Here is a 21,429-nt window from a genome sequence, read left to right as displayed (position 1 = left end):
CACTTATCAACAGCAACGGCCAGGATCTCTTTGGCCTTCGTCTCTGCCGTCGCCCTCGTCTCATCCTCAAGCCGTTTGAACAAGGCCATCGACTCGATCCTGGCCTCCTGCTCCAGATTCTGGAGCAGGATCTTTCTGGCCTCTTCGGCTGTGAGACCGGAGATACGCTCCAGTTGCCGCTGCGCATCCTCCATTAACTGGGTGCACTGGGTCTCCTTGTCGGCGGCAGCCCGCTCTCTGTTACCGAGATCGCTAGCCAGTGAATCCAGTTCGCGGTCACGTCGCTCCAACTGCTCCTGCTTTCGCTCGAGGGTCTCTTCCTTCTGACCTAAGTGGCGCTGCGCGCTTTCGAGCTCCTGACGACGACTCTTAGTCTCTCGCTCCAGATCTGCCTTGGCCTGAAGGGTAAGTTCCTTAACCTCAAGCTCAGCCCCCCGAAGTTTGGTTTCTGCTTCTTTCTCCGCCTCGTGCAGGATGCGCTTGGCCAGGGTCTCTGCCTCGGCCACCTTACTCTCGACTACCTGTTTTCTGAGCAGGTACCCAACAATAACGCTTGCAACCGCTACGATCAACAGGATCGCTAGCTGATCAATTCCGATTGCCACGGAGGTCCACCTCCTTCCGAACTACCTATGTCAACGCCATTGCATACATGGCTGGAAATACGAGAGGATCGCCAAGAAAGGAACAGGCAGAGGCCATCGGACCGAGGCAGGAAGGGTACAAAAGGTCACCGGATCTGGCAACGGGTGAGCACATACGAGAGGGAAAAAGAGGACCCCCCGCCTTTGTGCCGTTTGAGGGATGAGGTTTGAACCTGAATAACCAGGTGGTTGCCCGGGCAGCGTTTCAGGCTCTCCCCACACAAGGTGGGGCTATGCACACCACGCTGCAAAGTGGGCCCCTATTTTTTACTGTTGGTTCAAAACACGTGCCCTCATCACGAACACGGCAGGGGGTCTCGCTGACTTCATGCAGTGCGCTACGACACACCGCAATCCTCTTTCTCCACCTATGCTCCATTAACTTTGAACTCCTGATCCACCACCCTCAGGACCGCTTGCCCTCTCTTCGAGGACGGTTCCCAACAGCGCTGATAAGTTACCGAGCCTCGTTGCTGCCAATCCCTCAGACCGTTCCCTTTCTCCTTCTACTTTAAAGAGTTCATCAACAATATGCAATGAGGCCAAGACGATCGCCTTGGTAGGCGGAAGCGACTGAGATCCCTTTACAACCCCATCCAGCTTCGCATCGACATACTCCGCGACTCTCCGGACATATGCCGGATCTTCTGCGGAACGGATCGTGTACTGTTCCCCTCGGATCACTACACTGACGAGCTGTTCCATGCAACCCTCAAGCCCCAGATTCAACAGAGGCCTCGATCCGCGCGATCTCCTCCAGCAAGTGATCTATCTTGAATCGAACTTCCTCACGTTCCTTCAGTATGTGAGTGAGTTGCTCCTGATCTTTCTTTCGTGCGGCTTCGAGCGTCCCAACCTGCTCCACCTGCGCCTTGATCACATCCTGTAACTCCTCCACCCGCTGCCCAAGGACTGCCTTCTCTCCCTTGAGCTTCGCTACAAGCGCAACCACCTTCCTTACTCGATCTTCGAGCGCCTCCAGTTCTTCAGCAAGCATCGTCAGGCCCTGGTCTGTGGGATTATAGTATGAGATCTCCGCGGTTGCAGCCCTTGCTTGGTTGAGAGCCTACCAAAGCCATGCACCCTTGTAAAGCGAAAATTATCCCCGCAGCCGCGCCCCGGTCTGCCGCTGTAACTGTTGAACAATGCAGGCCTCGACCTGGGCTACTTCGACATCGGTCAGGGTGTGATCCGGAGAACGGAAGACCAGCCCGATACCGCACGATTTCTGCCCCGGTGGCAGCTCTTCCCCACGGAACAGATCGAAGAGCTCAACCTGCTTGAGCAGCGGACCTCCGGCTTGCCGGATGGCCTCGAACAGTTCCGCGACCGGAACGCACTCTGGAACGACGAGCGCCAGATCCCGTCGCACTACGGGAAAGCGGGGCGGCGGCTCGATCCGCAAGAACTCCTCTCCGGCCATGCTCAGAAGCTGTTCCAGATCGAACTCGGCCAGGTACACGGGGACCCGAATCTCACAGTTGCGGGCCACCGTCGGGTGAAGCTCTCCCATCACTCCAAGCCGTTCACCCATCGAGCAGACGGCCGTCGTTCGCCCGGGATGAAACGGACGCTGATCCGTGATTTGAATAAAGCGCGTCTCCCCAAGATTCAGGCGATCAAGCAACAACTCCACAACGCCTTTCAGATCGTAGAAATCAATCTGCGCAGTTGCCCGGTTCCATTGTCTCTGCCATCTGGACCCCGCCATGCCGATAACCAGCATCTGCCGCTCCTGGGGCAAGTCGGCGTGGCGCGGAAGATAGACCTGTCCGATCTCGAATAGACAAGGACCGGCCTCGTCCTGGCGAAGGTTGCTCGCCAGACATTCCAGGAGGCTGGGAAGCAGCGACATCCGAAGTATCTCCTGATCAGGGGTCATCGGATTCGCCAGGCGAAGCCCATCCGGCGTCCCAGCATCACTCGTGGGAACCATCTTACTCAGAAGCTGTCGGCCGACCAGCGAATACGTCATCACCTCTTGCAGGCCGGCGCCAACGAGCACGTCACTGAGCCGTTCGACAAGGCCACGCATCGGCTGAGGCGGGTGATCGGGCAGGTGGCCTGCAAGCGTTGTGGTTGGAATCCGGTCGTAGCCGACCAGACGCGCCACCTCTTCCACCAGATCGGCGAGGATCTGAATATCGCTCCTGTGCGCCGGCGGCCTCACCAGGATGGCATCTCCATCCTCTCGACAGTCGAACCCGAGCCGGCCGCCCAGCACGTCGCGAATCTGTGTCACCGTCAGCTCAATTCCCAGGACGCGACGAAGCTCCGCCGGAGTCAGCCTGAACTCTACCGCCTCTCTGGGAGCGGGAAACAGATCCTGCAGCCCACGCGACGCCTTGCCCCCACAGATCTCCACGAGAAGCTTGGTGGCTCGTTGGAGTGCGATGATCGTGTTGGCCGACGGCAGCCCCTTATCGAAGCGAAGGGAGGCCTCGGTCCTGAGTCGCAGCGCGCGACAGCTCTGGCGGATCGAGCCAGAACTGAAGTTGGCCGACTCAAGCAACACGCTCTTCGTCAACTCGGTCACCTCTGTCTCCGAGCCGCCCATGATCCCGGCAAGCGCCACCGGACGCTTGGCATCGGCAATCACCAGCATCTCGGGCGTTAAGGTCCGCAGCGTGCCATCAAGCGTCCGAAACGATTCTCCAGGTGCAGCACGCCGCACTACGATTCGTCTGCCTTGAATCGTCTCGTAGTCGAAGGCATGTAAGGGCTGTCCGTATTCGAGCATGACGTAGTTGGTAATATCCACGATGTTATTGATCGGGCGCACATCGGCTGCCATAAGGCGTTTCTGGATCCACGAGGGCGAGGGACCGACCGTAACCCCATGAACGACGGATGCGCTGTATCGCGGGCACAAATCAGGCGCCAGGATCTCGACCTGAACGTCATCGTTGATATCAGAACCCGTTTCTCGGTATGTCAGATCAGGTAGATTGAGCGGCTCCTCCGTAATGGCAGCCACCTCGCGCGCAACCCCGAGCATCCCCAGGCAATCCGGTCTATTCGGCGTGACCTCGAGGTCGAGAATGGTGTCCCCTAGCACCGTATTGAGCGGCAGGCCAACCTCGGCCTCACTGGGAAGGATCAGCACGCCTTCGTGCGCCTCCGACAGACCTAGTTCCCTCTCGGAGCAGAGCACGCCTCGCGAGGTTACCCCATGAATCTGGGCCACCCCCACCGCGGCGGGTCGACCTGTCTGAGCGTCTATTAGACGCGCCCCAACCGGCGCAAACGGTACCCTGTCACCGACCTTGAGATTCGTCGCACCGCTCACGACTGTGATCGTCTCGCCACGCAACCCCAAGCCCACCAAGGTAAGAGAGTCGGCCGCCGGATGTGGGCCGATAGATTCGATCTGCGCGACAATAATCCCAGGCCAGCCGTTGCCGCGCTCTTCGATCCCACCCACCTCGGTTCCTGACATGGTCAGCCGATGAGCCAGCTCCTTGGCCGGAAGCGCGACATCGACATATTCAGCTAGCCACTCAAGCGATACCTTCATTGGGCTCATTAGATCTCTACCCCGACATCACTATTGCTATACCGAATCCTCGATCCAGTGAAGACGATAGCGTAAAAAAACTACTGGTGTCAACGTCAAAGCGGCCCTCTCCAATCTTACGGCTGCACCCGCGTCTTTGCTTGCTCCATAACAATCTGTTCAACATGCGGCAAGACCTTGGCGCCTGAAGCCCCCCCATAGAGCCTTGATCGCGATATGCGGTCGACGCCTCCTTAGCTGACGTCACTTCTTCAACGATCTCCTCCAACTCCCGCTTCGCCTCGGCCTTTGGCTTTTTTGCCTTACTGAGTGTCGGTTTCGACACCGCCATGCGTATGCCTCCTCTCCTCTATTCCGTAATGTCGGAGTCGATTCGATCCCGGGTGCAGCCACTACATTCGCACAACCACTGCTACAGGCGGAGACTATGTCAATAGCTGCTAAAGGTCAACCAACAAGGGGAGAGCGCCGCACCAAACAGGACATCTCCTAGTGGCAGGAAGCGTCCGTACAATGCGCCATCGAGGAGGATGTGATCCGGCTCAGATCCATGCGCAGCGGACAATCGCCACTACGAAATCCATCCCTGCAACTACTTCTTAAGCCTGAAGCTTGGAAAGACATTGTATGAGCCGATACTCGTAATGTGGGAAAGATCTAGACCTCCACAATGAAAATAGATCTACAGCCGCACTGACCTCTTTTTGAGCTCATGGCTTGCTATTGTAGGTTCTCGTAGCGCCTAAGTTATGAGCAGCACGATTTTCGTCTGCCTAATTCATGGTCACGAAAATGAGCGGACAAGGGGTCAGTCGAAACCCTCCCGCAATCACTCGAAGCCCCATGAGTGAATTTTTCGAACCTTTCGAGCTTTCGCATGGAAGCAAAAGACAATATGGCATTGGCACGCAAACTGCTTACTCCGCACGTTCGGAGTTAACGACAATAATGTCGCCTCCTACACTCTTGTTAATTCCTCTCGTTCTTCCACATCGAGCTAAGGAGCAGCCATGCCAAATCGCCTCATGATGACTGTCATGATCTTGCTGGTTATGGGAGGTGTACTACTACACACCCCATCAGTGATCCTCGCTCAACAGGCGCCTCCCCCTGAAGCTCCTTCTTCAGTGCAGGCCCCCGAATCGTCTACGCCACCGACGCCGAAGATCGACTCGGGAGATACGGCATGGATGCTCACCTCATCGGCATTGGTGTTGCTGATGACCGCACCAGGCCTTGCCTTGTTTTATGCAGGCTTGGTCCGTCGAAAGAACGCGCTGGGAACGATCATGCAAAGCTTCATCATCCTGGCCTTAATCAGCGTGCAGTGGGCGCTGTGGGGCTACTCCCTGGCCTTTGGCCCCGATACGGGTGGGATCATCGGGAGTCTCGCCTGGGTGGGGCTTCGCGGTGTTGGACTGGATCCCAACCCCGACTATGCGGCGACCATCCCACACCAAGCCTATATGATTTACCAGATGATGTTTGCGGTAATCACCCCGGCCCTCATCATGGGCGCCGTAGCTGAGCGGATGAAGTTCAGCGCGTTCTTACTCTTTACCCTACTATGGGCGACGTTGATTTATGATCCGCTCGCACACTGGGTCTGGGGGATGGGCGGATGGCTGCGCAAGATGGGCGCGCTCGACTTTGCCGGCGGTACTGCCGTCCACATCAGCTCCGGTATCTCGGCCCTGGCTGCATCCCTGATCGTGGGGCGACGTCGCGGCCATCCCGGGGAACCGATGCCGCCCCATAACCTCACGATGACGGTCACCGGCGCGGCCCTGCTCTGGTTTGGCTGGTTCGGCTTTAACGCGGGAAGCGCCACCGCCGCCAACCGGCTAGCCACCAATGCCTTTGTCGTCACCCATCTCGCGACGGCGGCCGCTGCCCTGGCCTGGATGTTCGTCGAGTGGAGCTCCCGGGGTAAACCGACCGTCCTGGGGGCGGCCAGCGGCGCCGTAGCCGGGCTCGTCGCGATCACTCCAGCGTCCGGTTTCGTCGGCCCGATGGCGGCGATCGCCATCGGGGCCGCCGGGGGGATCCTGTGCTACTCTGCTTGTATGCTCAAGGCGCGGCTGGGCTACGACGACTCACTGGACGTTGTAGGTGTCCACGGCGTCGGCGGTACCTGGGGCGCACTGGCCACCGGCCTGTTCGCATCCAAGGCGGTCAACCCTGACGCCGCCGATGGACTCTTCTTCGGCAACCCTCACCAGTTCGTGGTGCAGGTGATCGCCGTGCTGGCCTGCATGATCCTGGCGTTTGTAGGTACGGTGATCCTCCTGAAACTCGTTGACGCGTTGGTCGGCTTGCGGGTCAGTAGTGAAGAAGAACAGATCGGTCTCGACCTGACCCAGCACGAAGAGAACGCCTACGGCTTCTAAGGAAAGGATGGTGCGGGCACCGCGCGCTGGCACCGATCTTGAATAGCATGGTAAACATGACCGTTCAGGAAAAAAAGGGGAGCCACGACCCAAGGACTATCGGGTTCAGGGCGCTCTATGAAGCGGCCAAGATCCTGAGCGACCAGGTCGACCTCGAACAGGTACTTGGTGAGCTTGAACGCGAGCTGGTTATGCGGGCGCTAAGGGAAAACGGCGGTGTCCAGGCGAGGGCTGCCGCTCGCCTGGGTCTCACGCCACGGCAGTTCGCCTACAAGATGAAGAAGTACCGGATCATCAAAGAGTTCCGAATCGACGGCTGACGGTATCCGAACGTTCCCGTTCGCCTCCCATCTCTGGGAGGCGAACGGGTCAGTCCGCTCTTGCTCTTTTTATCAGGCCCCCACCTTCAACTCTGCCTGCAGGGCCATCATCTCCTCATGGACATCCGCGCCGATCTTTTCAGTCTCGAAGCGCTCGAACGCCTCTCCAAGCTTCGTCTGATCCTGCGGACTTAACAGATTGTCCGCCATCGCATACAGGATCATGTTCTCCTTATCGATGTGAGGCCGCAGCATCTGGATGTAGGCACGCCCGCTCCGGACGATCTTCCCTGCCGCGGCTGGATCCTGTCCTACGGCCGCCGAGGCCTCAGCCATCTCACGGATGTATGCGCGACCGGCCTCGTGATCCGACAGCATGACCGCGATGGGTCCTCCTTGTAACGGAAAGCCGCGGTCCACCATGGTCTTGAACAGCAGGTCCTCCTCCTTACCGTGATGACATTCATCGGCGAAGGTCCGGATGAACTTCACCGCCTTTTCGAAATAGGTCCGATCCGGGGCGGCGCCGGCCTCCAGCGCGGCCAGCTTTCGCTCCAGCCCATCCAACGCCTGGAGGATCAGGGTATGCTCGTCCTTGAGGATCTGAGTCGGAGAACCGGCGTGGGCATGCTGGTGCGCGTGGTGTTCGTGGTGTTCGTGGTGCCCGCCACAGCTATGTCCTTCACTTGGCGCATGCTGCCCTGCGGCAGCGGCAACCCGGCGGATCGATACCTGCCACACCTCGGGACCGCTCTCCAGATAGCGCCATTCGAACTCCCCCGTCCGCTCTGCGGCGAATGTATAGTAGAGCGGCTTGGGATCGTGATCGTTGACCAGGAGCATGGTCTCCCCAACCGCCAACTCGTCGAAGGCACGAAAGATGGTCGGGTGCTTCTGCGGAATCGGCAGGACACGGGCATCTACGGTTGCTGCATAGTTCTCTGACATCGTGACTTCCTCCTTAGAGAGATACAGGGTTGTTGGTTGTTAGCGGATGATCACGTGAGGCATCGCCTCGGCGGCAGTCTCGGCCGCCAGGCACACCTTTTCCGCGATAGCGCGGAAAATCAACGCCTCGGCGGACTCCGGCGTCGCAACGACCACGGGAGCACCGGTATCCCCGCCCTCGCGGATAGCCGGTTTGATGGGGATCTCCCCCAGGAAAGGGACCCCAAGCGCTTCGCTGACCTCGCGCCCGCCGCCCCGGCTGAAGATATCGGTTTCTCCCTGGCAGTGGGGGCAGATAAAGTAACTCATATTTTCTACGATGCCCAGGATCGGGACGCGGGCCTCGCGAAACATCCGTAGGCCTTTCTCGGCGTCCATCAGGGCCACAGCCGATGGTGTGGTCACAATGACTCCACCGGTAAGCGGCACGGCCTGCACAAGAGTCAACTGGGTATCGCCTGTTCCCGGCGGTAGATCGACGACTAGATAGTCCAGTTCGCCCCAGTGGACCTCGTGCAGGAGTTGCTTCAGGGCCTGGGCTACCAGGGGGCCACGCCAGATGATCGGCGACTGGTCACCCAGTAGATATCCGACCGATATCACTTTCAGACCGTACCGCGTCAGCGGGACAATCTTGCCTTCATGCGCCTTGGGGCGGCCAGGCTCGCCCAGCATCCGGGGAACATTCGGCCCGTAGATGTCGGCATCCAGAAGGCCGACCGCAGCCCCTGACTGCGCCAGGGCCAGAGCCAGATTCACGGATACGGTACTCTTGCCCACACCGCCTTTACCGGAGGCGACGGCAATGATCCGTCGAACTCCAGGGAGTGGAGAGGGTCCGGGAGCGGAATCCTGAGGCGTGGGGCGCGGGACGGCCTGAATCCGCATCTCACCGATCCCCGGTACACCACCGAGCGCCTCACGGACCGCGGTCTCCACCTTAGCGATCACCTCGCGATCCTCCGTCGGGACCTGGAGCTCGAGGTAGACGGTAGCACCCTCTACCCGGGTATTCTTGACGACGCCAAAGGACACGAGGTCGCGACTCATCCCCGGGTACTTGACCTGGCGAAGCGCCGAGATAACCGTATCCACCGTCAACACAGGCGTCACCATGAGGGAACCCCACGTCCTCCGCCGGCGAGAGCCCGCTTCCCCTCAGGCGAGATCATATCCGGATTCCAGGCCGGTTCCCACACGACCTCGGTCGTCACGCCGGTGACGCCGTCCAACGCCCACACAGCGCGATCGACTGCCTGGACGAAGCTGGCGTGCATGGGACAGCCGCGCGTCGTAAGGGTCATGCGGATAGCAACATTTCCGCCCTCGATCTGCACGTCGTAGACCAGACCCAGATCCACAATGTTGACTCCCAACTCCGGGTCAAGAAGTTTCCGAAGCGCGCTGTAAATCTGTTCTTCGGTTACTGGTGATGTTTCTGGTTGGGTCATCATGCCTCCTCTCCGTGTACCTTTACTTCTCAAACCCCCCGGATCACCGCGGGTCCTACGTTCATACGGTCTGCGCCTCGGGAAGCGGCCTCAGACGGGAAACCAGGTGGCTGTAGATCCGACACACGACGACAGCAAACGTCAGACCGGCCAAGGCTAATACGAGCGTGCCCACCTGGAGGATCAACCCGGACGCAAAGATCACCCCGGCCACGGTGAGCGCGATGCCCGCGTGGAGCAGCCAGAATTCCATCCGAGCCGTTGATTCGCCAAGCAACTGGGTGGCAGCCGGAACAGGCCGCAGTCCTACGAGATCGCTGTAACGGTGGTGCCAGATCAGGAACGGAATGATCTTGTACATCATACCGATGATCGTGACGGAAATCCAGCCCAGGAGTGCCAGCACCCCATAGCCGAAAGCCAGCCTCGCCTCGAACTCTTCGTTCGGGACCCAACCGGTGCTCAGCCACAGCCCCAGGATTGTCAGGACCGCCAGCGTGCTCATGGCGCTCAGGGAATGCCGCAGCCCCCAGTCCAGTCGGGGGCGCCGGCGCGCCCGCAGGACCTGCCGCATCGTCCAGAGGAACAGGCCCACCGCTGCGGCGATCAGGAGGGCGAATAACGTCGCCCACCGGCTCTGCAACAGAAGCGTCACGTACAGGCCCACGAGGCCGCCGTTGAGCAGCCAGAACTCCCAGCGGGCCGACCGCTCATCGTGAAGCTCGCTCAGGCTGAACATTGCGATCAGCTTGTAGCTCGCCCCGAAGATCATCATGGTGACCCAGCCGATGCCGCCCAGATGGGCGTGGGCGTGGATCGTCCGCAGAACCTGGCCTCCTAGGAAGTCGAACATCTTGTCGAGCGCCATCAGATTGCCCATAATCGCCGTAGAGGCCAGGTAGACCAGCGCGGCCGCCACATGTCGTCCGACAATATCCCAGCGGGGGAGTTGCCACATCGTGCGGCCCATATTGATCAGGAAGAGCGTCACGGCGATCAGCACCAGACCTGCGCCGATGGCAACACCATGGTGATGACCGATCCAGAAATGGCTGACCATCAGCGCAACGCCGACCAGCATGATCCAATACTGCCAGCAGGCCAGGCGCTCGCTCCACAGCGTGGTCTCCAGGGCAACCGGGACCAACTGGAACGACGCCCCCATGACCGTCATCGTGATCCACCCCAGCGTCAGCAGGTGGGTCAGGGCGAGGGTATGTCCCTGGTAGTAGAAGTCCAACAGATTGCCGACCTGCCAAGGCGCCCAGAGCAAAGCAGTCACGAAGGCGACCTGGGCCGTCACGAAATAGCGCAGCGGCACCCAGAGGGAGGGTTGTCTGGCTGGGGCGCTACTTCCAGATCCGGGTTTCGAACCAGCCATTCACGGTCTCCTCAGTGGAGAAGGTAAAACCCCGTTCCTCAAGCTTCGGATAGAGTAGCATCGGCCGTCGATCGGTCATGGCCAGGATCTTTCCGCCGGCAGCGATCCGAGGAAGGTTCTCCAGGATCTTCGCCATCGGCTGTGGTGGCTCCAGTCCACGGGCGTCCACGACAATGGCGTCTCCGACGGGCTCCGCCGGCCTCGACGCCGCAGAGGGCGCCGCAGACTTCTCAGCCTCAGCCGACGCTCGATAAAATGTGATGCACCAGTCTTGCGGGCCGCGCTGCTCTGTCCAGTGAGCGAAACCCCGCTGCATCATGACCCCGTACAACGGTACCGGCTCGAAGATATTACAGAGTTTCAGCACCTGGTCGTCCCGAAGAGACATGACGGTCTGCATGATCCTCTGAAACGGCTCTTCTCCTGCCCGCACCTGGTCACGAACATCCAGAATCACCAGACGGCTCTCCGGCAGGTCCCGGAGTGCCTCCGGCATACATGGTCCCGTCGATTGCGCATCGCTGTGGCAACTGCTCTCGTTGGTCATAGGTTGTATGCCTCCTTTTTTCTCAGGTTACTTACTCAGCGTCGATTGTAGTATAGGGGGGTGAATTCGAGGTGTCTGCGACTTTAGTCTCATGTATTGCAAGAAGGGTAAAGCTGGGGTCAGAGCAGGCGAATCATGGCGGCCCGGCTCACGATCACGACTTGGTGGCGATCGAGCTTGATGGCTCCTTCCTTTTCCAGGGCCTTAAAGGCCCGGCCGATCATCTCTCTGGCCGTTCCCACAACGGACGCCATCTCCTGTTGCGTGAGCTGCTGCTTCAGGCGCAGGCCTCCCTTGCCGTCATCCTCGGCCATCTCCAGGAGGAGCTTGGCCACGCGACTCGTCACGCTGCGAAACGACAGATCCTCCACCTTGCGGGTGAAGTAGCGGAGCTTCCCCGCAAACGCCTTGAGGAAGCCGATCGCGATGGCCGGGTGCTCTTCGACGAGCCGCCGCATCCCATCCCGCCGGATGCCCCAAAGCGCAGCCGGCTCCACCGCCTGGGCATTGGCGGGATTCGGCTCATCATCGAAGATCGGGACCTCATTGAAACAATCGCCGGCCTCTGCGATCCGGAGGACCTGCTCGCGCCCGTCCGGAGAAAGCTTGAAGATCTTCACCTTGCCGGACCGAACCACATACATCGCCTGGGCCGGCTCCCCCTCCGTAAACAGGACGTCCCCCTTCTGCAGCCGCACCTCGAATGCGTTGGCCCGGATGCTCTCCAACGCTCGCGCATCGAGGTCCTGGAAATACGGAATCGCCTTCAACTGCTCTGATAGCATAGCCATCCTGGGATAATGAAACGAGGGAAGTCCAGCACACCGGTATCATTCTAGGCGGGTACGCAGCGCAGGTCAATCGTTCCGCTGATTGGCGAGGTGACGGCGAGTGTGGGTAACTGTGTCGGATATCAAGCGGCATACACCATTCCGTAAAGCGTTACTTGACAGGCAACACCATACCTGTTAGCATGTCTTATGCGGATTCGGAACGTAATCAATCGCGGATTGCGGCGCTTCATTGAGCGCAACGACGCTTCCGGGTTGCCTCCGCCTGTTGTCGAGAAGGTCCGCAACATCGTAACCTTTCTACTGGAGATGGGAGCAGTCCTGGAACTTTACGACATTCCGAGTTGGAAAGCCCACCAACTCACCGGGGATCGCAAGGGAACATGGAGCCTCGTCGTCACCCGGAACTGGCGAATAACATTCAGAATTAATCAGAGCGAAGGAGAGATCCTCGATCTGGATTTTGAAGACTACCATTGAAGGAGATCAACACAATGCGTATGGCAAATCCCGCCCATCCGGGACAGTTCATCAGGATGGAAGTCATCAAACCTCTTGATCTCTCTGTGACCAAGGCCGCCGAAATTCTTGGCGTGACCAGGCCAGCACTCTCTGCTCTCCTCAACGGGCACGCTGCGCTATCTCCCGACATGGCGCTCCGTATCGAGAAGGCCTTCGGCCCCAAGATGGACACGCTTCTTCGTATGCAAACCGCATACGAGATTGCCGAGGCCCGCGGCAGAGAAAAGGACATCAAGGTGAAACGGTACATTGTGAAGGGGCGCTCTCCAGCAACACTTGCCCAGTAAAAGAACCGAATCCCTAGAGCACAAAAGGTCTGAGGGCGTGTCAGCATGAACCAGGTCGTCATCGAGAACCCGATCATTAACTCGCCGTTCGACGAGCCCACTCGCCATTTTCGGTTTTCCGACGAGGGCATCACCGACGAGATCGTTGACGACCGCCGGACCAGTTCCTATTTCGTCCCCATCGCCAAGCCAAAAAAGAAGGGGTCCAAGCAACTTCACTTCGAGACGGAATGGACACAAGACCGCATCGAAGAGAACAAGCTCGTCAACGACATCCGCCGCCGCGTCGCACTGTGGCGTAAGGGTGGCTACGTGGGCGTGACGCCGACTACCGCGCGATTGATTACCTACTGGACCGATCCCACTCGCGAGAAGAAACTTTTCTTCTGCCAGAACGAAGCCCTTGAAACCGCCATCTACATCACCGAAGTAGCAAAGAAATATGGTGATGCCTGGATCGAGAACGCGCTACGCGAGGCGAACGACACATCGAACCCCGGCCTGCCGCGCACGGCGTTCAAAATGGCCACCGGCTCCGGCAAGACCGTCGTCATGGCCATGCTCATCGCCTGGCACACGCTCAACAAACGCGCCAACCCGCAAGACGCGCGCTTCTCCGACACCTTTCTGATCGTCACGCCGGGCATCACCATCCGTGACCGGCTGCGCGTGCTGTTACCGAACGACCCGGACAACTATTACCGCCAGCGTGACATTGTGCCGGCCCAACTCCAGGACCAGCTCGGACAGGCCAAAATCATTATCACCAACTACCACGCCTTCCAATTGCGCGAAAAGGTCGCAGCCGGCAAGATCACGAAGTCGATTCTGACTGCCCAGCAGCCGGATAGCCAGTCGAGCCCATTCACCGAAACTCCCGACCAGATGGTGCGCCGCGTCTGCCGCGAGTTGAGCGCCAAGAAAAACATCATCGTCCTCAACGACGAGGCTCATCACTGTTACCGCCACAAACCCGACGGCGAGGATGAAATGCTCACCGGCGATGAGCGCATCGAAGCCAAGCAACGCGACGAAGAGGCCCGCGTCTGGGTTTCCGGCATCGAGGCCGTAAAGGCCAAGATCGGCGTGAAGGCTATCTACGATCTTTCGGCCACACCGTTCTTCCTGCGCGGTTCAGGCTACCCCGAAGGCACGCTCTTTCCGTGGGTAATCTCGGATTTTTCGCTCATTGACGCCATCGAGGCCGGCGTCGTCAAGGTACCCCGCGTGCCAGTGGCTGACGACTCAATGACAGGCGAACAGCCCACTTACCGCGACCTGTGGCTGCGCATCCGCGAGCACCTGCCAAAAAAGGGACGCAAGACCGATCAGGTAGTGGGCGAACCGAAGCTCCCGGTCGAACTTCAGGGAGCGCTTCTTAGTCTCTACGGCAACTACGAGAAATATTACCGCCTGTGGCAGCAGAACGCCGAGGCCCGCGCCCGTGGCATCACGCCTCCCGTGTTCATCGTCGTCTGCAACAACACCAACGTGTCCAAACTCGTCTTCGACTTCATTGCCGGGTGGGAAAAGCAGATCGGCGACCAAGCCGTCGCCCAGGCTGGGCAGTTGCCTATCTTTCGCAACGACGACGGTAAGGGTGGCTGGCTGCACCGCCCAAACACGATCCTGGTGGACAGCCAGCAACTCGAGTCCGGCAAATCGATGAGCGACGACTTCAAGAAGATCGCCGCCCGAGAGATCGAGGAATTCAAGGCCGATTACCGCGCCCGCTTTCCCGGCCGCGATGCCAACACCCTCACCGATGAAGACCTGCTCCGCGAGGTGATGAACACCGTCGGCAAGGCAGGCAAGCTCGGCGAACACGTCAAGTGTGTGGTCAGCGTGTCCATGCTCACGGAAGGGTGGGATGCCAATACCGTCACTCATGTTCTCGGCGTGCGCGCCTTCGGCACCCAACTGCTGTGCGAGCAGGTGGTCGGCCGCGCCTTGCGCCGCATGAGCTACGCCGCCAACGGCGATGGACGGTTCGACCCCGAATACGCTGAAGTCTACGGCGTACCCTTTTCCTTCATCCCGTGCAGCGGTGCAACCACGGACCCAAAGCCCGGCCCGCTGCCCACCCGCGTCCGCGCCCTTGAAAACCGCATCGCCTGCGAGATCACCTTCCCCCGGCTGCTCGGCTACCGCTACGACGTAGTCGGCGACCGACTCACGGTAACCTTCACCGACGAATCCAGGCTCGCACTGTCCACCGCCGACATTCCCACCAAGACCGAGAATGCGCCCATCGTCGGCGAATCCAGTATCCATACCCTCGATGATCTCAAACGCCACCGGCTCAACGAGGTCGCCTTCCTGCTGGCCAAGCTGACGCTGGAAAAATACTTCCGCGACGATGACGGCAACGATAAACCCTGGCTCTTCCCGCAACTGCTCGGCGTCGCCAAGCGCTGGCTGGCCGAATGCGTTACGCTCAAGGACAACACCTTCCCTCAATTGCTGCTGCTGATCGAGTTCGCGCACGATGCAACCGATCGTATCTACAAGGCGATCGTCGCCTCGACCGATGGCACGGCTGCGCTCAAGCCCATCCTACGCCCGTATGATACGATCGGCTCCACCCGATATGTTGATTTCGATACCACCCGGCCGCACTTCGCCACGCGCGAGGACAAATGCCACATCAATTTCGTTGTGGCGGATACCGACTCGTGGGAGCAGAAGATGGCCGAAGCCCTCGAAGACATGCCCGAGGTCGTTCGTTACGTCAAAAACCACAATCTCGGCTTCACCATCCCCTACGCGCTGAACGGCGAAGAACACCAATACATCCCCGACTTCATCGCCGTTGTGAAACAATCTCCCTCTCCTTTCCAGGGAGAGGGCCGGGGTGAGGGTGATGAGATCAACCTCATCATCGAAGTGACAGGCGAGAAGAAGAAGGACAAGGCCGCCAAGGTCGCTACGGCGCGCACGTTGTGGGTGCCTGCCATCAACAACTACGGCGGCTTCGGTCGCTGGGCGTTCATCGAAATCGCCGACCCGTGGGACGCGAAGGCGGCAATCCGCGGCGTTCTGGGGGAAAAGGCGTCGGTGACGGTATGAGCGATCCCGGAATCGATGAGATCGGACCATGGTCCGAAGTAAAGCTCGAGATTGTGCAGAAGTACGCCAAGGCATACTCCACTATCCTGTCGATGCAACCAGGGCTGACCCACGTCTACATCGATGGGTTTGCGGGAACTGGAGCAAATGTTTCCCGCATGAGCGGGGCGGTCGTACCCGGCAGCGCTTCGATAGCTCTCGAGATCGATCCGCCATTCGCAGAGTACCATCTAGTCGACCTCGACCCGTCAAGAGTAGAGGCTCTTCGCCGACTTCAATCGAATCGACTGAACGTGTTCGTGTATCAGGGTGATTGTAATCGAGTGTTACTGCAGAATGTAATCCCGAACGTCCAATACGTTCAGTACAGAAGAGGGCTGTGCCTACTAGACCCATACGGGCTTGATCTGAGCTGGAAGGTGATCGAGGCGGCTGGAAAATCGAATGCGATCGACCTTTTCCTCAACTTCCCTGTCATGGACATGAACAGAAACGTTCTCTGGAAGAATCGTGAGGCTGTTGAACCCACACAAGCCGCGAGAATGACGTTCTTCTGGGGTGACGAGTCCTGGCGAGACGCGGCATGGGACACGAAAAGAGATCTCTTTGGACATCCGGAGAAGGTCGAGAATGAGGCCATCGCCGCGGTATTTCAGGATCGTCTTCAGAGAGTGGCGGGATTCAAGTATGTGCCGGACCCGATGCCGATGAAGATCTCAACGGGGGCGGTGGTGTACTACCTTTTCTTTGCAGCACAGAAGAGGCCGGCCAACGACATCGTGACCGATATCTTCAATAAGTACCGCGATTGGGGAAAACGTTGATGGCCGCCAATTCCGCGATCGAATGGACGGAGACCACTTGGAACCCGGTGACGGGATGCACGAAGATCAGCCCCGGCTGCACGCATTGTTACGCCGAGCGGATGGCGAGGCGCCTGCAGGCGATGGGACAGCCGAACTACGCGAACGGGTTCCGCCCGACAATTCACGAACACATGCTGGGGGCGCCGCTGAGGTGGAAACAGCCGCAGACCATATTCGTAAACTCCATGAGCGATCTATTCCATGAGGACGTTCCGGTCCGGTTTATCCAGCGAATATTCGACGTGATGGGGGCGGCGCATTGGCACACGTTTCAAGTCTTGACCAAGAGGTCCGAAAGGCTGATGGAACTCTGCCGACAGCTTCCTTGGTCACCGAACGTCTGGATGGGCGTGAGTGTTGAGAACGAGGCATGGTCTTTTCGAATGGACCATCTTCGCGCAACGAACGCGCATACAAAATTCTTATCGTTGGAGCCGCTCCTTGGCCCACTCTGCAATCTGAATCTTTCCGGCATTGATTGGGTCATTGTGGGCGGCGAATCTGGGCCGATGGCGCGGCCAATGGATCGGACATGGGTGGTGGACATTCGCAGCCAATGCCAGCGAGCAGGTGTGCCATTTTTCTTTAAGCAATGGGGCGGTGTTCACAAGAAAAAAGCTGGCCGCCTGCTCGAAGGTCGAACTTGGAATGAGTTGCCCAAGACGGGACAGCTCACACTTTCAGCCAGCGCTACTTGATCTGAGGGAAAAGATGGCACAAACAAAGAAATCTAATCCGACGAAGGTCGAATCGATCCGCCACAAGGATAAACGCGCCAATATTCCTACCGAGGAGTTGCGCGACTTCGTGGTTGAAGAAGAACTCGCGCCCAAGACCATGCTCTACCCGCGCGATCCCTCCCTCGATCCGCAACTGGTCTGGAAAGGGAAGGACGAACAGGACCGCGAGGACCTCGCCGTTCCCGTGGTGCCGATCTACATCCAGGAGAAGATTCACCCGCAGGCGATCATCGACGCGCTGCCTCGGATTGAAAAGGCCGGTGACAATCAGATCAACCTCTTCGCCGATTTCAACGGCGGTCCGGTTGAGTTCGATCAGAAGGTCGACTTCTATCACCACGAGCAGAACTGGTCCAACCGCCTCATCCTCGGTGATTCGCTGCTGGTGATGACCTCGCTGGCCGAGAAGGAAGGGCTCAAGGGCAAGGTGCAGGCCATCTACTTCGATCCGCCCTACGGCATCAAGTTCGGCTCCAACTGGCAGGTGAGCACACGCAAGCGCGACGTGAAGGACGGCAAGGCCGAGGACGCCACCCGTCAGCCCGAACAGGTGCGCGCCTTCCGCGACACCTGGAAGCTGGGCATCCATTCCTACCTCGCCTACCTGCGGGATCGACTGGTGGTGGCCCGCGACCTGCTCACCGAGACCGGCAGCGTCTTTGTGCAGATCGGGGATGAGAATGTACACCTGGTGCGGTGCCTAATGGATGAGGTGTTTGGAAGCGAGAACTTCTGCTCGTCAATAGCATACAAGAAGACGACTGGTGCCGGCAGCCCAAGCGGAACGACCGACCTGCCACCATCTGTTTTTGACCATCTGATCTGGTATGCAAAGAGTATCAAAGACGTGAAGTACCGACGTCTTTACCGCGAGCGACGTGCCGGAGAAGAGGGCGGTACGCAATACGACTGGGCAGAGAGATCAGATGGAGGACGGCGGCACTTGGAATCGCTGATCGACATTCAGTCGGACGAGAGACTGTTCACTCACGACAACCTAACCTCGCAATCGTCTGGCGTAACGACGACCTTTGCCGTTTCGTTCGAAGGAAAGAGCATCGCGCCTAACAAGGGCGGGTGGAAAACTAACGCCGATGGAATGACGCGGTTGCGCTTTGCAAATCGTCTGATGCTGCTCGGCAACAGCCTTAGATATGTCCGCATGCACGACGATTTTCCGCTGTCGCCACGTACGAACATGTGGGACGATACTGTCACGTCTGGTTTTGGCGATATAAAAACGTACGTAGTGCAATCGCATCCGCGCGTCATCGAACGCTGCCTCCTCATGACCACCGATCCCGGCGACCTGGTGCTCGATCCGACCTGCGGCAGCGGTACCACGGCCTATGTGGCCGAGCAGTGGGGCCGTCGCTGGATTACATGCGACACCAGCCGCGTCGCCCTGGCGCTGGCGCGCACGCGCCTGATGGCCGCGAAGTATCCTTACTACCTGCTGGCTGACTCGCCCGAAGGCATCAAGAAGGAAGCAGAACTGACCGGCACCCTCACCCCAGCCCTCTCCCAGGGGGCGAGGGGGAATATGGAGGGTGACATCCGTAAGGGATTCGTCTACAAGCGCGTGCCGCACGTCACGCTCAAATCGATTGCCAATAACCCCGACATCAAGGAAGGGATGACGCGCGAGCAGATCGACGCTGCCATTGCCCGCCACGCCGAGACCGAAACACTCTTCGACCAGCCCTACGAGGACAACAAGCGCGTGCGGGTGTGCGGGCCGTTCTCGGTCGAAAGCCTGTCACCTCATCGCGTCCTGTCCACCGCCGACGACAATCAGGACGGCACGGTGAGCGAGCAGGAAGGTCGCAAGCAGCAGGACTTCGCCACCATGATCTTAGATAACCTCCGAAAGGCAGGCGTACAGAATACCCGCAAAAGCGAGCGGCTCACCTTCGACCGGCTCGATCCTTACGCCGGGGCCTGGCTGCATGCGGCGGGCGAATACACCGACGCCGACGGCAAAACCCGGCGCGTGGCCGTCTCCATCGGCCCCGAGCACGGCACCGTCGGCCCGCAGCAGGTGAAGGAAGCCGCCAAGGAGGCGGTGCAGGGCGTAGGCTATGACATCCTCGCCGTCTGCGGTTTCGCCTTCGACCCGCATGTCGCCGAAGAGGTCAAGCGCTACGGCAAGCTGACCGTGCTGCCCGCCAAGATGAACCCGGACCTCACGATGGGTGACGAACTGCTCAAGAAAACCGGCGCGGGCAACCTGTTCATGGTTTTCGGCGAGCCGGACGTGGAAATCAGGAAGCAGAAGAACGGCCAGATCGTCGCCGAGATCAAGGGTGTGGATGTCTACGATCCGACCACCGGGCAGATTCGCAGCGGCTCCACAGACGATATCGCCTGCTGGTTCATCGATACCGACTATAACGGTGAGAGCTTCTTCGTCCGCCACGCCTACTTCACCGGCGTGGAAGAACCCTACGACAAGCTCAAGCGGGCGCTACGGGCGGAGATCGACGAAGCGGCATGGAGCAGTCTCTACACCACCGTCAGCCGGCCATTCGCCAAACCCGAGACAGGCAAGATCGCCGTCAAGGTCATCAACCACTACGGCGACGAGGTGCTTAAGGTGTTTCACATATAGGAGCCAATCGCCCCGGTTGGCCGGTCGCCGGTGATGAGCCGCCTCAAGCGCCGCGATCGCTTCAGCTCGACTCATCGTCCTCCTCGCGTCATGCGGGCTTATTGTATCCGGCCGCTACTCGATTTGTATATCTTGTATTTTTGAATCTCAGGTGCAAATCTGCATGGTATGAAATATATCCAACGACAACAGGTCGATCGTCTTCGGTTCCTCCTCTGGTCGTTCCCAGCCGTGCTCCTCGTAGGCCCGCGCCAGTGCGGAAAGAGCACGCTCGCCGACCACATCGATCCGTTCTGAGGTCATCCCACAGCCTTCTCAATCCGGCGATTGCGCGCGGCGCGAAAGTCGAGATGATCGGTGACACCGGTGGTCTCGTCGGCCGATGAAGATGTTTGCTTGTGCAAAGCGAAGGCTTCAATCGGGGTAAAGGCGCAGAACCCCAATTGCCGATCTTGATTTGACCGGCAGGAGTTTTTCCGGTAGTTTCAATCTTGGTAAAAGACATGCGGTAGCTGACAACGTGAAACCTGAAGAAAACACTCCGTGCGGTACGACCGCACCACAGTGCACGAAAATGCCACTCTGAGGGAGCGGTCAGCCGAGTGGTGTCGGGTTACGCTACGCTAACCCAACCTACGGCTGCGACAGGCGAACCCCCCCCTACCCTCCTTTAGCAAAGGGGGGGCTACGGGGGGATTTGAGAACTTTGGAATTTTCAGAGGAAGGATTGGAATATGGGGCGCTATCACTCCTGCTTGCTATCCCCGCTTGCCATAATCCCCATCGTCATCGGACTCATAATGAGCAGCACGCCAGGCGGAACGGGCGTATGGGCGAATGATGTGCGACCCGAAGAGGGACACCTTGCGCCTGACTTTACGCTCAGGACGCTTGAGGGAAAAACCGTACGACTCTCAGAGTTTCGCGGCCAGAAGGTTGTGCTGGTCAATTTCTGGGCTACCTGGTGCCCCCCTTGCCGGTTGGAGATGCCGACGATGCAGCAGATCTACTCCGAGTACAAGGGCAGAGGATTTGAGATCCTCGCCGTCAACATCGAGTCGGATGCACAGCAAGAGATCCGCGACTTCATCAAGGAGCTTCGCCTCACCTTCCCGGTGCTGCTCGACCCTGACATGAAGGTCACTCGCAAGTTCCGGGTTCTCGGGTTGCCGGTTTCGGTCCTGATCGATCGTCAAGGCATCATTCGCGCCAAGGAGATCGGATACCATGACTGGGCCAACAAGGCGTCGCGGATGCAAGTCGAGAGCCTCCTGGGATAGCATAGGGGAGGTGCGTTTCTCTTAAGCATCACCCTCGTAGCCCTGCCTACAAGATAACCAATCGC

General features: G+C 59.0%; 20 protein-coding genes and 1 other RNA gene. 9 read left to right on the top strand and 12 right to left on the bottom strand.

Going from position 1 to position 21,429, the window contains the following annotated elements:
• From PHV01_RS01120 to pheT, 5 genes are all read right to left on the bottom strand, one after another.
• Positions 1-605, bottom strand: a 605-nt coding sequence (locus PHV01_RS01120) for an Rnase Y domain-containing protein (protein ID WP_337289294.1), incomplete at its 3' end; no start/stop codon positions are given.
• Positions 606-775: 170 nt separating this feature from the next.
• A non-coding RNA gene (gene ssrS / locus PHV01_RS01115) (6S RNA) lies at positions 776-961 on the bottom strand.
• Between the two features lie 61 nt (positions 962-1,022).
• Complete coding sequence (locus PHV01_RS01110) at positions 1,023-1,349, bottom strand: cell division protein ZapA (RefSeq protein WP_337289293.1); 327 nt, start codon at positions 1,347-1,349, stop codon at positions 1,023-1,025.
• Positions 1,350-1,356: 7 nt separating this feature from the next.
• A complete protein-coding gene (locus tag PHV01_RS01105) occupies positions 1,357-1,641 on the bottom strand; it encodes a hypothetical protein (RefSeq protein WP_337289292.1) in 285 nt (94 codons plus the stop codon).
• Positions 1,642-1,743: 102 nt separating this feature from the next.
• A complete protein-coding gene (gene pheT, locus PHV01_RS01100; RefSeq protein WP_337289291.1) occupies positions 1,744-4,161 on the bottom strand; it encodes a phenylalanine--tRNA ligase subunit beta in 2,418 nt (805 codons plus the stop codon).
• Between the two features lie 1,010 nt (positions 4,162-5,171).
• Between pheT and PHV01_RS01095 the strand changes: the two genes are divergently transcribed.
• Both PHV01_RS01095 and PHV01_RS01090 read left to right on the top strand, forming a co-directional pair.
• Positions 5,172-6,551 (top strand): ammonium transporter, encoded by a 1,380-nt coding sequence (locus tag PHV01_RS01095; RefSeq protein WP_337289290.1) that lies wholly within the window; start codon positions 5,172-5,174, stop codon positions 6,549-6,551.
• A 56-nt stretch (positions 6,552-6,607) separates the two neighbouring features.
• Positions 6,608-6,871 (top strand): helix-turn-helix domain-containing protein, encoded by a 264-nt coding sequence (locus tag PHV01_RS01090; protein ID WP_337289289.1) that lies wholly within the window; start codon positions 6,608-6,610, stop codon positions 6,869-6,871.
• 72 nt (positions 6,872-6,943) lie between these two features.
• Here PHV01_RS01090 and PHV01_RS01085 read toward each other — a convergent pair whose 3' ends face one another.
• The 6 genes from PHV01_RS01085 to PHV01_RS01060 form a co-directional block, all read right to left on the bottom strand.
• A complete protein-coding gene (locus PHV01_RS01085; protein WP_337289288.1) occupies positions 6,944-7,819 on the bottom strand; it encodes a DUF2249 domain-containing protein in 876 nt (291 codons plus the stop codon).
• Positions 7,820-7,858: 39 nt separating this feature from the next.
• On the bottom strand, positions 7,859-8,935 hold the full coding sequence (locus PHV01_RS01080) for an Mrp/NBP35 family ATP-binding protein (protein ID WP_337289287.1): 1,077 nt from the start codon (positions 8,933-8,935) through the stop codon (positions 7,859-7,861).
• Positions 8,929-9,273 (bottom strand): metal-sulfur cluster assembly factor, encoded by a 345-nt coding sequence (locus tag PHV01_RS01075; RefSeq protein ID WP_337289286.1) that lies wholly within the window; start codon positions 9,271-9,273, stop codon positions 8,929-8,931. Before PHV01_RS01075 ends, PHV01_RS01080 begins: the two co-directional genes overlap by 7 nt.
• Positions 9,274-9,331: 58 nt before the next feature.
• Positions 9,332-10,651, bottom strand: coding sequence for a hypothetical protein (locus tag PHV01_RS01070; RefSeq protein ID WP_337289285.1), 1,320 nt, complete (start codon positions 10,649-10,651; stop codon positions 9,332-9,334).
• Positions 10,620-11,198: a DUF2249 domain-containing protein gene (locus PHV01_RS01065; RefSeq protein ID WP_337289284.1), complete on the bottom strand. Its 579-nt coding sequence runs from the start codon at positions 11,196-11,198 to the stop codon at positions 10,620-10,622. The genes PHV01_RS01070 and PHV01_RS01065 overlap by 32 nt, the downstream gene beginning before the upstream one ends.
• A 119-nt stretch (positions 11,199-11,317) precedes the next feature.
• Positions 11,318-11,983 carry a Crp/Fnr family transcriptional regulator gene (locus PHV01_RS01060; protein WP_337289283.1) on the bottom strand — a complete coding sequence of 222 codons (666 nt, stop codon included), beginning with the start codon at positions 11,981-11,983 and terminating at the stop codon, positions 11,318-11,320.
• 195 nt (positions 11,984-12,178) lie between these two features.
• Here PHV01_RS01060 and PHV01_RS01055 point away from each other — a divergent pair, with 195 nt between their 5' ends.
• The 6 genes from PHV01_RS01055 to PHV01_RS01030 are packed head-to-tail and all read left to right on the top strand — an operon-like array spanning position 12,179 to position 20,084.
• Entirely contained in the window at positions 12,179-12,469 is a 291-nt protein-coding gene (locus PHV01_RS01055; protein ID WP_337289282.1) for a type II toxin-antitoxin system RelE/ParE family toxin, read from the top strand.
• Between the two features lie 14 nt (positions 12,470-12,483).
• Positions 12,484-12,798, top strand: a complete 315-nt coding sequence (locus PHV01_RS01050; RefSeq protein ID WP_337289281.1) for a HigA family addiction module antitoxin — start codon at positions 12,484-12,486, stop codon at positions 12,796-12,798.
• Positions 12,799-12,843: 45 nt separating this feature from the next.
• On the top strand, positions 12,844-15,867 hold the full coding sequence (locus tag PHV01_RS01045; protein WP_337289280.1) for a BPTD_3080 family restriction endonuclease: 3,024 nt from the start codon (positions 12,844-12,846) through the stop codon (positions 15,865-15,867).
• Positions 15,864-16,691 carry a three-Cys-motif partner protein TcmP gene (locus PHV01_RS01040; protein ID WP_337289279.1) on the top strand — a complete coding sequence of 276 codons (828 nt, stop codon included), beginning with the start codon at positions 15,864-15,866 and terminating at the stop codon, positions 16,689-16,691. The genes PHV01_RS01045 and PHV01_RS01040 overlap by 4 nt, the downstream gene beginning before the upstream one ends.
• Positions 16,691-17,431 carry a phage Gp37/Gp68 family protein gene (locus PHV01_RS01035; protein ID WP_337289278.1) on the top strand — a complete coding sequence of 247 codons (741 nt, stop codon included), beginning with the start codon at positions 16,691-16,693 and terminating at the stop codon, positions 17,429-17,431. Before PHV01_RS01040 ends, PHV01_RS01035 begins: the two co-directional genes overlap by 1 nt.
• Positions 17,432-17,444: 13 nt before the next feature.
• Positions 17,445-20,084 carry a site-specific DNA-methyltransferase gene (locus tag PHV01_RS01030; RefSeq protein ID WP_337289277.1) on the top strand — a complete coding sequence of 880 codons (2,640 nt, stop codon included), beginning with the start codon at positions 17,445-17,447 and terminating at the stop codon, positions 20,082-20,084.
• A gap of 147 nt (positions 20,085-20,231) precedes the next feature.
• Here PHV01_RS01030 and PHV01_RS01025 read toward each other — a convergent pair whose 3' ends face one another.
• Entirely contained in the window at positions 20,232-20,387 is a 156-nt protein-coding gene (locus PHV01_RS01025; RefSeq protein ID WP_337289276.1) for a hypothetical protein, read from the bottom strand.
• A gap of 431 nt (positions 20,388-20,818) precedes the next feature.
• On the opposite strand from PHV01_RS01025, the gene PHV01_RS01020 reads away from it, so the two are divergent.
• Positions 20,819-21,364, top strand: coding sequence for a TlpA disulfide reductase family protein (locus PHV01_RS01020; protein WP_337289275.1), 546 nt, complete (start codon positions 20,819-20,821; stop codon positions 21,362-21,364).
• Positions 21,365-21,429 lie beyond the last annotated feature (65 nt).

This window comes from Candidatus Methylomirabilis sp., from assembly GCF_028716865.1.
GTDB lineage: Bacteria > Methylomirabilota > Methylomirabilia > Methylomirabilales > Methylomirabilaceae > Methylomirabilis.
Note: the sequence above shows the minus strand (reverse complement) of the source record. Positions and strands in the feature narration are given on the sequence as shown.